Below are 13,729 nucleotides of genomic sequence, written 5' to 3'. Positions count from 1 at the left end.
TTCATGGCTCTGGCCTGAATGTGCGCCATTTCCCGAGGTCGGAAGTGTCCATCTTCCTGTCGGCCGTCATGCCCGCGGGCCGGGTTTTGCCGTCAGGCCAGATCCACAGGAATTTGTCGGGCGCACTCACCGGTGCGTCGAGCTCGTTCGCAAGGTGCTGCGCGAAGGGTGCATCGCCCTTGCCGGTTTCGCACGACATCAACACGACGTGTTGCCCATTCTTGTACGAGGGATGCGCACGGATCTGCTCGGCCAGCTCGGCCGGCTTCACCGGCTGGCGCGACGCGTTTTGCATGATTGAGCTGTTCCCGTGCCCACCCACCGTGAAGGTGCCCGGCGGATTCGGAATGTTGTCTCCCGACGTTCGGATCGCCTCGTCATGCGGGAACATGTTGATGTCCACCAGCCCCAGCGGATCGATGCCACGCACCGGGTTGTTACCCACATACACATGCAGGTTGCGCCCGCCAGCCAGCCCCATCGGATCGGGCGAGACATAGCGCCCGCTCGCCGGATCGTAGTAGCGGTGGCGGTTGTAGTGAAGGCCGGTTTCAGCGTCGAAATACTGGCCCTGGAAACGGATAGGGTTCGCAAAGCCGGCACGCCGCCCGGCCTCGCTGATGGCTTCGCGCGCCTCGCCCCAGGCCTTGTACTGGGCGGACCATGCCAAGCGACCTTCGTGGTCGGTGAGTTCGTGCGGCGTGCCGAGGTGGTCGCATTGGTAGAAGGCGATCTCGTCCAGCGTGAAGCCTTCGGCCTGGGGTTGCGCTTCGCCGTTCCAGAGCGGGTCTTGCTCGATGTCGTAGGCACCGCCGTTGGCTGCCATCAACGCCTTCACATCAGGCGTCTTGCTCAAGGCGATGGCCCGCGCCTGGCGCACCTGCACCAGCGGCACGAAGGAGTTTCGCTCGTGGATGTAGTGCACGCTCCAGCCCCGGCCTCGCTGCTCTTGCGCGCCCGCGATGGTCTGGGTGCTTTCGAAAGCCAGTGTGTCGCCGTCCCAGCCAAACAGCGTCACGGCATCGTGGGCGTGCTTGGATATGCGCCGGCCCATTGGGTCGTAGCTGAAGATGGTGGCGGTGCCGTCTTCGCTGGTGGCGGCGGTCATCCGGCCAAAGCCGTCCCATGCAAAGGCGGTCTTGCGGCCGTTGCGCGTGCGCTCGACGAGATTGCCATGCTCGTCGTAGCGATAGCGGGTGCCGGCATATTCCTTCAGCAGGTTGTCGAGCAGCTTATGCGCCGCGGCCTTCTCGGCCAAGGGTCCGGTGCTCGCCGGGCTGGTGATGTTGCCTGCCGGGTCGAAGGCAAACACCTCGCGGCCCAGGCGGCTGTTGGCCTCCACAAGGCGGTCGACGGGGTCGTAGCGGTAGCTGAAGTTGCCGTGGCGGCTGTCACCGATGGCGATCAGGTGGCCGGCCTTGTCGTAGCTGTAGCTGCGGCGCAGTTGCAGCGCGTCGATGGCGTTCGTTCGTGTTTGCCCGATGTCCTGCTGCAGCAGCCGGCCGCCGCTGTCGTAGCGCAGCCGCTGGCTGATGCCGTTGCGCTGTTCGCGCAAGACTTCGCGGTGAAGATCGTCGCGCTCGAATCCCAGAATGTCTTCGCCGTCGAGCAGGAGGCCGTGCACATGCCCGGAGCCATAGGTCAGCCACTGGGTGGTGTGGCCGTCAGGACGAATCGTTGCGACGCGCTGGTTGAGCTCGTCGTAGCGGTGCTGCCAGACTGCCGTGCGCGCGTTCGCAATGTAGTGGTGATGCTCACGCGTGAGATTGCCGGCCGGGTCGTAGAACCACTGCAGGCGCGCATTGCGGTTGACGGCTTCGATCATTCGACCATTGCCATCGAATGCGAAGCGCTCGGTGCCCTCGCCGGCGGTGCGTTCGACCAGGCGTCCCATCACATCGAATTGCAGCTGCATCACGCGTGCGCCCTCTTCCACCGCCACAAGCCGGCCTGTGCCTTCTTCGTGGCGGTAGCGGGTGGTCTTGCGATCGAAGCCGGTTTCCTGAAGCAACCGGCCCACGGGGTCATAGCTGAAGCTGTAGCGGCTGCCGTTCTCGTTCTGCAGTTCGGTCAGCCGGCCGAGCAGATCCCACTGGTAGCTGAGCGAATGACCCGCGGCATCGACGCGGCCGGACACGAGGCCTGAGCGCGTGTAGCTGTAGCGCCTTCTGCGCCCAAGCGGGTCGATGTGCGCGAGCAACCGGCCTTCGGCATCGTGCACGAAGTGCTCCCGCGTGGCGTCGGGCGAGGTGATCTCTTCGAGCTGACCAGGGGAGTTGCCGTCGCCACGCTGCACGATGCCTTCACCCGATGGGCTGTAGCGGTAGCGCGCGATCTGGCCCGCAGCGTCGATGGCCTTGATCGTCCGGCCGCGGCTGTCGTATTCCCAACGCCGGGTCTTGCCCGAACAATCGGTGAAGCTCGCGAGGAGGCCGCCGGGCGTGTAGCTCAGCAGCTTCGTCCCGCCCTTGGCGTCCGTCACGCGCACGGGCCGCCCGGCCTTGTCATAGGCGTACTCGGTCTTGTGGCCCAGCGGGTCGGTCTCTTCCGTCAGATGACCCTGTGCGTCGTAGCCGCGCTTCCAACCACCGCCCTCGGCGTCGCGAATGCCGGTGAGGCGGTGCTGGTTGTCGTACTCGAAGTGCACCCGGCTGCCGTCGGCACGGGTGTGCGTCTGCAGGTTGCCGTCTTCGTCGTAGCTGTAGTCGTCGGTGGTTCCGTCGGTATGCACATGGCGCGTGACGTTCTTTGCATCGTCGCGAAAGAACCATTCCTCCAGCTTGTCGGGGTGGATGACGCGGTAGGTGTAACCCTCGATGTCGTAGTAGTGCCAGGTCTCGCCTCCCAGCGCATCGGTGACATAGGTCAGGCGGATGTTGGCGTCCCATTCCAGCTGCAGTGCAAAGCTGCCGTCGTCGCTCCACTCGCGCACGGCCTTGGCGTCGGCGCCGGTGCCGTCGTACTCGAGGTTCATGCCGCGGCCGGTGCGGTCGGTGTAGCGGGTGACCAGGTGGTGGCCGTAGGCGTAGCTCCAGCTGGCGCCGTTCTCGTCCTGCGCGGCAATCAGGTCATGTTCGGCATCGTGCGTGTAGGCGGCCAGCTGGCGCACGACCTGGCCGTCCTTCAGCTCCCACAGCGACTGGACGAGGCCGGTCTTTGCATCGGGCTGGGTGCCGACGTGCGCCATCACGGCATCGCCCTGCTTGCTGATGATGTCGCTCAGCACGCGCTCGCCTGTCGACGCGATCACGTGGTCGTAGCGCAGGCCGATGGACAGGCCGTCTTTGGCCTGCTGCGCCACAAGACGGTAGCGAGGCTGGCCTTCCACGCGTTCGTAGATCTCTTGCCAGTCACCCTGCTTGCCGAAGTCCAGCGTCAACAGCGTGTCGCTGAGCTGGCTCAGCGTCAGGTCTTCGACTGCATCGCGATGCACCTGTCCCACTGCGAGCATCGGATACGAGTGGCTGCGTCCGTCGACGCCGTGGTAGACCAGCCCGCCGTTCGGCGCAATGTCGATGCGTGTCGTGTACGGCGTGATCCAGCGCGCACCCAGCATGCCGCGGTCATAGGCATCCAGCTGGCTGCGATAGACACGCGACCACGTAATCGAAAGCGGCGCGCTCAGAACAAAGTCGGTATGCACGAAGCTTTCGCTGCCGGTCGCAAGGCTGATGGAGCCGCCGACGGCCGCGCGCGCCGGCCGATTGCGGCAGCCCGGGTCCTTGCGGGCGGGTGCCTGCTTGCTGATGTGGCCGAGCGCGGCTCCAGGCTTGTCCTTCTCCGCCTGCGCTCCTTTTGCCGGCGGCACGATCGCCGCGCGCTGGCCGCGCTTACGCAGCAGCGCGGCCTTGAGCCTGTGCAGCAGCCACATGATGCTGGCCTGCGCCTCGCGGTCGGCCAGCTTCGACAACTGCCCGCGCAGCAGGCGCTTGAAGTCCAGCATCTGCGTGATGACGCCGTTGACTCGACTAGCGACGCCTGCGGGAAGCTGGCTCGCCGCCGCCTTGGCCACGTAGTTCGCCGACTCCTTGGTGTAGCGCACCGCACTGCCCCACATGCGGCTCCAGGTGCTTTGCGTTTTAGGGTCGTGCACCTTGGCCTCGGACGCCACGGGCTTGGCCACAGTGAACAGGTCCTTCTGCCCCACGACGCGCCGCAGGATGTCCACCAGGTTGTCCACGATTTGGTCTGCCAGGTTCGCGCAGCGCTTCAGCATGTCTTCGAGCAGCGCAATGGCGCCGTCGATGAACTTGTCCAGCTCGCCCATGATCGTCGCGTTCAAATGCCCAATCAGCACCACGACGATGGTCTCGCTCAGGTTCGACGCCGCAGTTTTAAGCTGCTGCTTCACCAGGTGCAGCGTGGGCCGCAGGCTCATGCGCGCCGCCGCCATGGTCGGCGGCAGCGGGATCAGACCGATCAGGTTGATGCCCAGGCTCACCCACGTCAGAAATGCTTCGACCCCGTCCTTGGCCTTCTTCTCGACGATGTTGATGATGTCCAGGAACACATCCACCAGCGCCATGATGTTGCCGACGATCGGAATGCTGCCCAGCACCATGGTCAGCCGTTCGAGCGTGACGTAGCCGCCGCTGAACGAGCGCAGCCAGTCGTCCACCGCCTTGCTCGCCGCCGCGATGTCCTCCTTGACGATGGTGTTCAGGGGGGCGACCGCGGTCTGGGGTTCTCTTTGAGGTGGTTGTTGTTGCGATCCTTCCGCCATTGCCTTGTTTTCCCTGTTCCCGAGACGTCTTGTTATTCGAAATACGCGCGGTGCCGCTTCAGCCGATGAAGCCCGGGGTGCGCCCCGCAAGCGCGGGATTAGTGGCGGCTGTGGCAATGCCCGTCTTGATGCCGGCCGGCACGCCGCCGCTCATCGCACTGCTCGCCACATTGGCAATACCGGCGACGGGTGCGCCCATCGGTCCGAGCCGCGCGCCAGCGGCCTGCATTGCCATGCCAGTGGCGGCCTGGCTGGCCTGGCCCAACAGCGCCTTGGCGCCGCCTTGCCGAAGGTCCTGCGCGGCGCCCACTGCCTGCTGCGCCATGCCGGCCGCCTGGGTGACCTGCCCGAGCATGCCCGCGGTCTTGCTGTTCATGCCGGCGACGCCCGCGAGCGCGCCCGCGGCGCCGCCGGCTGAACCGGCCCAGCCGGCAAGATTGCCCGCACTGCTTAGAACGCCCGACAATCCCGACCCAGCGCCCGCCGCATCGGCGCCGCCGCCGGCAGGTTCTTTTGCCTTCCAGTCCTTGGGCGTGCCAAAGTAGCTGCCCTCGTCCCACGGATCGCGCGGGTCCTTGCCGAAGGTGACCTTCGCGGTGCCGATCGGCAAACCCGACACGCTTGCGAAGCCATTGCGATCGAAGGTGCCGGCGTGCGTGCCGCCTTCGGAATCGACCACGGTGAAGTCGCCTTGCGCGACGCCCTGGTGCTTTTCGCCGGTGGGCTTGATGTACTGGTGGTACAGATCGAGCTGGCCCTTGGGCAACTGCGGCGGGTTGGGCAGCGAGGGCTTGCCCTGGCTGGCCGGTCCCACCAGGCTGTGCACCGCCGCGTGTTCGCGCCAGGTGCCCGAGGTGCCGTGCTCGATACCGCCCGAACTCCAGCGGCTGTAGCTGGAGCCGCCGTTGATCACCACCTCTTCCTTCGCGTGAATGGTGATCTTGTTGGCGGTTTGCGTGATGTTGAGCTTGGCGAGCACATTGACGCTGTCCTTCAGCGCCTTGATGTCGATGTCGGCGCTGGCCGCCACCAGCCGCATGCCGGCCTTGGAAGCGAACATGCGGATGGCGCTCTGCACGCTCACCAGAAAGCTCCTGCCTGCGCTCACGCTCGTGTGGCCGCCGCTGGTGAGCGCGTTGTGCTCGTTGCTCACCACGTGCGTGGAACCCTGCGCCACGGTTTGCAGGCCCTTGGCGCTGGCAAGCGTGAGGTGCGGCTCCTGAAACTCGGGGAAGTCGCCCTGCTCGCGATTGCCGCCCTGGCCCTTGATGGCGTCGTTCTGCTCCTTCAGGCCCTTGGCGACTTCGTCCTGGTCGCCCGCATCGTGCGCCTGCGCGGCCTGGGCCGCTTCGCTCAGGCCCTCGTGCAGGTCGCCGGCCTGCGTGAGCCGACCGACGGTCTCGCCCATGTCGGTGGTGTGCGCCTGCGCGTTGAGCCGCGGCTCTGTGGTTACCAGCAGCCCCTTGGCTGCGCGTGCCACGCCATGCCCATCCGTGCGCAACTCGAAGCCCTGCCCGCGCGGCTCCTTGCGCCCCGCCGTGTCTTCGATGCGGCCGATGTGCCCCACGCTCAGCTGGCTGGCCTGGTGGTCGCTGCGCAACTGCGCCTGGATCTTTCCGTGGGTGTCGTCCAGCACCAGGTGATTGCCGCGCCCGCCGCCCAGTTCGCGGCTGCGAATGCCTGACAGGTGCTTTTGCTCCGGCAACTGCCACGCCGCCATGGTGTCGGCGTTGTAGACGCAGCCCGTCACGATCGGATAGTCCGGGTCGCCGTTCAGAAAGTCGACGATCACCTCCATGCCGATGCGCGGCACGGACACCGCGCCGAAGGTGGCGCCCGCCCAGGCGGTGGACACGCGCACCCAGCAGCTGGAGTTCTCGTCGTCCTTGCCGAGGCGGTCCCAGTGAAACTGCACCTTGATGCGGCCGTACGGGTCGGTCCAGATTTCTTCGCCGGCCGGGCCCACCACCATGGCGGTCTGCGGACCGCGGGTGCGCGGCTTGGGCGTGGTGCGCTGCGGGCGCCATGCCAGGCTGGTGGGCTGCGCATCGAACGCGAAGCGCTGCACCGAGCCCTCGGTAGCGTCCGCGCCCTCGCTGGCCTGCAGGTTCTCCTGCAGGTGATAGCTCACGCTTGTCAGCAGGTACTGCTGGTTCTGGTCGGCCCGGGGGTGGCCGGCAAGACGCAGCGTGTGGCCGGTTGCCAGTTCGCGCAGGTTGGAGCGGCCGCTCGCGCGGCTGCGTTGGCTCAATTGCTCTTCATTGCGCAGGCGCGCGTAGGTCTCGCCGTCGGCGTGCTGCACGAAGCCGCCGGGCCACTCGTAGTTCTCGTAGCTGTCGTGGTCGTGGCCGGGCGGCATCTGCCGCAGGTGCGAGAGGTCGGCCTTGGGCTTCTCGAAGTCGAAGTCGTTGTTGTAGTGATGGCCCGCGCGCACCTCTTCCGCGGTTTCCCAGGCATAGATGCGCTCGCGCTGGCCCATGCCGGATTTTTCGAGCGGGTGAAAGCGCACCGACTCTCCGCCAGGCAGCGGTGCGTGCGAGCTCGCAATGTCGTCCGCAAACACCAGGACGTGCTGCGAAGCCTCGTGCCGGAAATAGTAATAAATGCCTTCGAGCTCGCACAGCCGCGAGATGAAATTGAAGTCGCTCTCGTGGTACTGGACGCAGTAGTCCCAGCGGCGGTAGTCGCCCCGGCTGAGCTTCTTCTCGATGGGATAGCCGTAGCTGCCCAGCACTTCGGTCACTATGTCGGGCACGCTCTTGCCCTGGAAGATGCGGAAATCGCTGCGCCGCGTGGCAAGCCACAGCCAGGGCCGCAGTTGCATGCGATAGAAGGAATGGCGCGCGTCTTCCTGTTGCAGGCCGAACCGGGTCGCAATGCCACCGAGATAGCGCACGCCACCGCTTTCGGTTTCCACCGCCACCGTCGAGGCCTTGCCGAGCAGGGCTTTGGAGTCGATGGCGTTGCTGCTGCCCAGCAGGCCGATGTCGAAGGCGTAGAGCTGGCTCAGCGCCTCCCGGCCCACCAGTTGGTGAAATTGCAACGACTCGCCCAAGGGCGTTCGGATGCTGACGCGACGGCTCATTGCGGCACCGCACTCGGCCGATAAGCCGAATTACCTAATGGCAATCCAACCAATAAGAATATTGTTTTCAGAATGAGCTTCACGCTCACCTCCCATTGCACCTGTTCACAATTATTTTAAATGTTGATTTATCGTAAGAGCCAATGCCAAAAATTGTTAAATCGCCGTTTTGAATAAAAAGTTCACGGCCTGATCGCATCAGCGATCAATGTCATGGAAATGAGGGCATGAATTGCCGGTCCGCAACGCGGCGCACTTTGGCAGGAATACTTAGTATTTAAAGATCACCCGGAATAGCGCTTTCAGGGTGATCTCATCGGCCGAAGGGGCGGATAGCCTTCAGCCGGAATGGGCGGGAAGACGGCGGAATTACCCTCTGCCCCCGCGCTCCATCTGTTCGAGCCTTATCACCCGCCAGGCGCACAGACTGCCCGCCACCGCCAGCAAGGCCGCCAGCGCGAACATCGTGCGGTAGCCGAGCTCCTGCGCGGCAGCGCCGCCGAGGAGCACGCCCAGCACGCCGCCAAAGCCGTAGCCGATCACCGTGAAGAGCGCCTGGCCTCGCCCGCGCAGGCGCCCCGGGAAGCGGCGCGACACCACGGCAATGCAGGTGGTGTGGTGCGCCGCAAAACTCAGCGCGTGCAGCCACTGCGCGACGACAAGCGCCGCAATCGAGCCGCCCAGCCCGGCCGTGAGGCCCAGCCGCGCCACGGCGGCGATGCCGCACACCAGCATCCAGCGCGGCATCGGCAAGAGGCCGATGAGCCGCCCCTGCAGAAAGAACCAGACGATCTCGGCCACCACCGACAGGGCCCAGAGCATGCCGATGACGCTCTTGCCGTAGCCCAGCGAGTCGAGGTACAGCGAGAAAAAGGCATAGACCGAGAAGTGCGACATCACCTGGAAGAACAGCGCCGCAAAGAACCACCGCACCGCCGGAATGCGCAGCACCGGGCCGATGGGCTCCTTCACCGCATCATGCGCAGCCACTGGTTCGCGGATGTCGGGCAGCTTCATCGTCGCAATCAGCACGACGGCCAGCGTGCCCGCGGCCCAAGCCGGAAAGTGCTTCATGCCGAAGCGCTCGAACCACTCACCCGCGAAGAACACCGTCACCAGGAAGCCGGCCGAGCCGCACAGGCGGATGCGCCCGTAGCGGCCCCAGTCGCCGGCCACGAGCTGTGCCATGGCGGCCTCGGTGAGCGACATCATCGAACTGGTGTGAGTGAACATCACCAGCAGCACCAGCGCGAGCCACCACGTGCCTCCGTTCCACCAGAGCCCGAACGAGCTGGCCAGAGCCACCGCGGCACTGAAGCGCAGCAGCTTCACACGATGCCCGGTGTGGTCGCTGAGCGCACCCCACGCGTAGGGCGCAAACACGCGCGTGATCGACTGCACCGAGGCCAGCAGGCTGATCGTGAAGATCGGCAGGCCCAGGTCCTTGAGCCACAGCGGCAGGTAAGGATTGAAGAAACCGATGTGCGCGAAATAGCTGGCCGACAGACCAGCAAACGCCAACAGGTGGCCGCGTCCGGCGGCCACTGGTGGCGGAGTGGGCACTAGAGGAAAGACGCCTGCGGCGAGGCAGCTTCGGTCTTGTCGGCTTGCGTTTGCACGTCGCCGCACTGCGCGCGGTTGCGCAGCACGTGCTCCATGACCACCAGCGCGAGCATGGCTTCGGCAATGGGCGTGGCACGAATGCCCACGCACGGATCGTGGCGGCCCTTGGTGACCACCTCGACCGGGTTGTTGTGAATGTCGATGGACTGGCGCGGACTGATGATCGAGCTGGTGGGCTTGATCGCGATGCTCACCTCGAGGTCTTGCCCCGAACTGATGCCGCCGAGAATGCCGCCCGCGTTGTTGGTGACAAAGCCGGTGGGCGTGATCGAGTCGCCATGCGTGGTGCCGCGCTGCGTGATGCTGTCGAAGCCCGCGCCAATCTCGACCGCCTTCACCGCGTTGATGCCCATCATCGCGTAGGCGATTTCGGCATCGAGCTTGTCGAACAGCGGCTCGCCCAACCCGATGGGCACATTGGTTGCGGTGACGCGAATGCGCGCGCCGCACGAATCGCCGGCCTTGCGCAGGCGGTCCATGTACGCCTCGAGCTCGCTCACGTCGGCCATCGGCGCGAAGAAGGGGTTGTTGGGCACGTGGTCCCAGTTCTCGAACGGAATGGCAATTTCGCCGATCTGCGTCATGCAGCCTCGAAACACCATGCCGTGCTTTTCGGCCAGCCACTTCTTGGCGACCGCGCCGGCCGCCACCATGGGTGCCGTGAGCCGCGCCGAAGAACGCCCGCCGCCGCGCGGATCGCGAATGCCGTATTTCTTCCAGTAGGTGAAGTCGGCGTGACCGGGGCGGAACTGCTGGGCGATCTGGCCGTAGTCCTTGCTGCGCTGGTCGGTGTTCTGGATCAACAGCGCAATCGGGGTGCCGGTGGTCTTGCCTTCGTACACGCCGGAAAGAATCTGCACCGCGTCGGGCTCGTTGCGCTGCGTGACGTGGCGGCTGGTGCCGGGGCGCCGGCGGTCGAGGTCGCCCTGGATGTCGGCTTCGCTCAGTTCCATGCCCGGCGGGCAGCCGTCGATGACGCAGCCGATGGCCGGGCCGTGCGACTCGCCGAAATTGGTGACCGCGAAAAGAGTTCCGAATGTGTTGCCGCTCATGGCGGGGATTATCCCCACAAAGCGGCGGCCACTCAGTCAGTCGTGTTTTCCATGCGCTTGGTGAGCGTGCCCAGCTGCAGTTCGATGGAGAAGAGCCGCTCGTTCAGCACGGCGGTCTGAAGCCGTATGGCCTCGACGATGGCCTTGGTCTGCGGATCGGTGGTGTTGTCGGCCAGTTCCGCCAGGTCATGCAGCTTCTTGCGAAGTTCGTTGCTCATGGGAGGCTCCGTTCATCGTCTCGTCGTGGAGCCTGCAGTATGGGTGTTCGTCAGCGCCCCGGCAATGCGTCCGGCGGCGCATCAGGCTGCGCGGCCTCTCCGGCGCTGCGCAGCCGCACGGCCACCAGCGCGCCCATCGCCAGCAGCACCGCCGCGCAAATGCCGGCCGCAAGCCGCAGGCCGTGCAGCAAGGCGGCCCGGCCTGTGTCGAGCAGTTCGGCGCCCACGGTGCCTCCAAGTTGCCCGGCCAGGGCCACCGCGCCGCCGAGCGTGCTGCGCGCCGCTTCCACTTCGGCGGCACCCGCCAAACCGGCGGGAACGGCATCGGCCATCGTGGCGCGGTAGATGGCCGCGCCGATGCTGCCCAACATCGCAATGCCGAGCGCACCGCCGAACTCCGAACTCGTTTCCGAGATGGCCGACGCCACGCCGGCCCGCTCGGGCGGCGCGCTGCCCACCACCAGGTCGGTGGCCAGCGTGAACACCGGCGCCAGGCCAAGGGAAGAAACGACGGTGCTGCTCACCATCCAGGCCAAGCCGCCCTCTGCGGGGAGCACCACGAGCATCGCGAACCCCAAAGCCGCCATGCCCAACCCGCCGCCCATCACAAAGGCCGGCCGCATGCGGCGCACCAGCGCTGAAACGACCATGGAGCCGGCGATGAAGGCAGCCGCGCCGGGCACGCTCCAAATGCCCGCATGCAGCGGCGACAGGCCGAGTACCAACTGCATGTACTGTGCGTTGTAGAGAAAGAGGCCGAACATCACGAAGCACGCCAGCATGTAGGCGGCCAGTGAAATACTGAAGGCCGGCAACCGGAACAGGCGCAGGTCGATCATCGGGTCGGTGAGCCGCCGCTGCCTGCGCGCGAACGCCCACCCGAGCACCACGCCCGCCACAAGGGCCAGCGCCGACACGGCATCGGGCCCGTGTTCCGCCACCTGCTTGATGCCGTAGATGGCCGCCAACACCGCGCCGAGCGAAAGCGTCACGCTGGCCAGGTCGAGCCGCCCCGGGTCCGGGTCGCGGTACTCGGGCAGCAGGATGGGGCCGAGCATCAGCAGCAGCACCATCACGGGCACGCCGATCAGGAACACCGAGCCCCACGGAAAGAACTGCAGCAGCACACCGCCCAGCACCGGGCCGATGACCGCACCGGCCGAGTAGCTGGAGATCCAGACGCCAATGGCCACGGTGCGCTGCCCCGGATCGAGAAACATGTTGCGGATCAGCGAGAGCGTCGACGGTGCCAGCGTTGCACCCGCGACGCCAAGCAACGCCCGCGTCGCGATGAGCATGTTGGCACTGGTGGAAAACGCGGCCAGCACCGAGGCGATGCCGAACGCCGCCGCGCCAATCAGCAGCAGCCGCCTGCGGCCGATGCGGTCGCCCAGCGTTCCCATGGTAACCAGCAGCCCGGCGACGAAGAAGCCGTAGATATCGACGATCCACAGCAGTTGCGACGCGGTGGGCTTGAGGTCTTCGCTGATCGATGGAATTGCAAGGTTCAATACCGTGAGATCCATCGAATAGAGCATGCACGGTAGCGCAATGACGGCCAGGCCGGTCCACTCGCGCACCGTGGCGCGGGCGGGTGGCGGCCTGCCGGCAGACTCGTCGCGCGGGCCGGTCATTCAGCCGTTTCCACCAACCCATTGCTCGAGCTTGACCATGGCGCCGGTCCAGCCGTGGTTGTGTCCGTCGCGCGCGGCCTCATCGAAGAACTGCTCGTGCATCAGAACCAGTTCGCAGCCGTTGCCGTCAGGCTCGATCAGCACCGTCACGCGCGATTCGCGCTCCGGTGTGCTGCGCCAGGCCCAGCTGAAAACCAGCTTCCGGTTGGGCACGAGCTCCAGGTAGACGCCGCTCACGTCGTGCGTCTCGCCATCGGCCGCGAGCATGGTCACGCGAAAGCGGCCGCCTACGCGCAGGTCGACTTCTGCGAGCGGAACGGAAACGATTTCCTCGGGGCCAAACCAGGCTTTCAGCGCTTGCGGGTCGGTCCACGCACGCCAGACTTTTTCCGCGGTGACGGGGTAGTGCCTGCGGAGGGTGAGCGAGGGTCGCTCTTTGGCGGGGGCGGCAGGTTTTGCCATTCGGTCTCCTCTTGGTGGTAGAGAAAGCGCGCCAGTGCATCGAGGCGCTTGGTCCAGAATTTCTCGTAGCGAGATAACCACACGGCAGCCTCCTGCATGGGCCGCGGCGAGAGTTCGCACCGCACGACCCGGCCGTCTTTCGTGCGCGAAATAAGGCCAGCGTCCTCGAGCACGCGCAGGTGCTTCATGAAGCCGGTCAGCGACATCGCGTGCGGCTCTGCAAGCTCGGTCACGCTGAGGCTGCGCTCGCCCAGGCTTTCCAGCACGGCGCGGCGCGTGGGATCCGAAAGCGCGGCAAAGACGGCATCGAGCGTGGCGGAATCTGAGTGAACCATGTGGTTGAGTATCTGGCTGGCGCGCAAGGGCGTCAAGGAGACACGTCCCATGGGCTTCAGCTCTATGGTGTCTTTTCTTTTTTGGATTGCGTGGCGCCCGCCTCCTCGTCTCTCAGGAACGCTTTATGCGTGCCGCACCGCGACACCACATCACCTCGAAGGAACGCCCCATGCCGGACCGAACCGCCACCCAGTTCTCCCACGTCAAGCCCGGCGACACGGAGTTCGTCCCGGGAGGCCTGCGCGATTTCTTCCTGTATCGCGACCTCGGCATCGCGGAGGCGACCCACGGCAAAGTCATCGCGCACCTCGTCAAGGCCAACATGGCACCCGAAACGGGCACCGGCTGGCACCGCCACGAGGCGGACTTCCAGATCGTGATCATGGTCAAGGGCTGGGCCCGCTTCATGTACGAAGACAAGGAAACGCTCGTGGAAGCCGGCGACGTCGTGCACCAGCGGCCCGGCATCCGCCACTTCCTGTTCGACTACTCGCCCGATATGGAATACCTGGAAATCGTCTCGCCGGCCGATTTCAAGAGCATCGACGTCGAGCCGGTCTGCGAGATTCCGCCGCCTGCGCCCTGGAAGTAATTGC

Annotated in this window: 9 protein-coding genes; 1 reads left to right on the top strand and 8 read right to left on the bottom strand. The window is 65.7% G+C overall.

The genetic code is table 11. The annotated features are described in order from the left end of the window. Position 1: 1 nt before the first annotated feature. From QFZ42_RS06520 to QFZ42_RS06485, 8 genes are all read right to left on the bottom strand, one after another. A complete protein-coding gene (locus QFZ42_RS06520; protein ID WP_307700178.1) occupies positions 2 to 4,723 on the bottom strand; it encodes an RHS repeat-associated core domain-containing protein in 4,722 nt (1,573 codons plus the stop codon). A 58-nt stretch (positions 4,724 to 4,781) separates the two neighbouring features. Next, entirely contained in the window at positions 4,782 to 7,808 is a 3,027-nt protein-coding gene (locus QFZ42_RS06515) for a type VI secretion system Vgr family protein (RefSeq protein ID WP_307700177.1), read from the bottom strand. Between the two features lie 369 nt (positions 7,809 to 8,177). Then, complete coding sequence (locus QFZ42_RS06510) at positions 8,178 to 9,353, bottom strand: MFS transporter (RefSeq protein WP_307700176.1); 1,176 nt, start codon at positions 9,351 to 9,353, stop codon at positions 8,178 to 8,180. 17 nt (positions 9,354 to 9,370) lie between these two features. Then, positions 9,371 to 10,483, bottom strand: coding sequence for a chorismate synthase (gene aroC, locus QFZ42_RS06505; RefSeq protein WP_307700175.1), 1,113 nt, complete (start codon positions 10,481 to 10,483; stop codon positions 9,371 to 9,373). Between the two features lie 32 nt (positions 10,484 to 10,515). Further along, on the bottom strand, positions 10,516 to 10,701 hold the full coding sequence (locus QFZ42_RS06500) for a hypothetical protein (protein ID WP_093017646.1): 186 nt from the start codon (positions 10,699 to 10,701) through the stop codon (positions 10,516 to 10,518). A gap of 50 nt (positions 10,702 to 10,751) precedes the next feature. Beyond that, entirely contained in the window at positions 10,752 to 12,335 is a 1,584-nt protein-coding gene (locus tag QFZ42_RS06495) for an MFS transporter (protein ID WP_307700174.1), read from the bottom strand. After that, positions 12,336 to 12,797: an SRPBCC family protein gene (locus QFZ42_RS06490; protein WP_307700173.1), complete on the bottom strand. Its 462-nt coding sequence runs from the start codon at positions 12,795 to 12,797 to the stop codon at positions 12,336 to 12,338. It abuts the gene before it with no gap. Continuing rightward, positions 12,686 to 13,132, bottom strand: a complete 447-nt coding sequence (locus tag QFZ42_RS06485; protein WP_307704180.1) for an ArsR/SmtB family transcription factor — start codon at positions 13,130 to 13,132, stop codon at positions 12,686 to 12,688. The genes QFZ42_RS06490 and QFZ42_RS06485 overlap by 112 nt, the downstream gene beginning before the upstream one ends. A 170-nt stretch (positions 13,133 to 13,302) precedes the next feature. Here QFZ42_RS06485 and QFZ42_RS06480 point away from each other — a divergent pair, with 170 nt between their 5' ends. Then, positions 13,303 to 13,725 carry a cupin domain-containing protein gene (locus QFZ42_RS06480; protein ID WP_307700172.1) on the top strand — a complete coding sequence of 141 codons (423 nt, stop codon included), beginning with the start codon at positions 13,303 to 13,305 and terminating at the stop codon, positions 13,723 to 13,725. The last annotated feature ends 4 nt before the right edge of the window (positions 13,726 to 13,729 follow it).

The organism is Variovorax paradoxus, from assembly GCF_030815855.1.
GTDB lineage: Bacteria > Pseudomonadota > Gammaproteobacteria > Burkholderiales > Burkholderiaceae_C > Variovorax > Variovorax paradoxus_M.
This window is presented reverse-complemented; position numbering and strand designations above follow the sequence as displayed.

Excerpts from the sequence above, each read along its gene's own strand:
- QFZ42_RS06520 (WP_307700178.1), bottom strand. The coding sequence starts at position 4,723 with ATGGCGGAAGGATCGCAACAACAACCACCTCAAAGAGAACCCCAGACC.
- QFZ42_RS06515 (WP_307700177.1), bottom strand. The coding sequence starts at position 7,808 with ATGAGCCGTCGCGTCAGCATCCGAACGCCCTTGGGCGAGTCGTTGCAA.
- aroC (WP_307700175.1), bottom strand. The coding sequence starts at position 10,483 with ATGAGCGGCAACACATTCGGAACTCTTTTCGCGGTCACCAATTTCGGC.
- QFZ42_RS06500 (WP_093017646.1), bottom strand. The coding sequence starts at position 10,701 with ATGAGCAACGAACTTCGCAAGAAGCTGCATGACCTGGCGGAACTGGCC.
- QFZ42_RS06495 (WP_307700174.1), bottom strand. The coding sequence starts at position 12,335 with ATGACCGGCCCGCGCGACGAGTCTGCCGGCAGGCCGCCACCCGCCCGC.
- QFZ42_RS06490 (WP_307700173.1), bottom strand. The coding sequence starts at position 12,797 with ATGGCAAAACCTGCCGCCCCCGCCAAAGAGCGACCCTCGCTCACCCTC.
- QFZ42_RS06485 (WP_307704180.1), bottom strand. The coding sequence starts at position 13,132 with ATGGTTCACTCAGATTCCGCCACGCTCGATGCCGTCTTTGCCGCGCTT.
- QFZ42_RS06480 (WP_307700172.1), top strand. The coding sequence starts at position 13,303 with ATGCCGGACCGAACCGCCACCCAGTTCTCCCACGTCAAGCCCGGCGAC.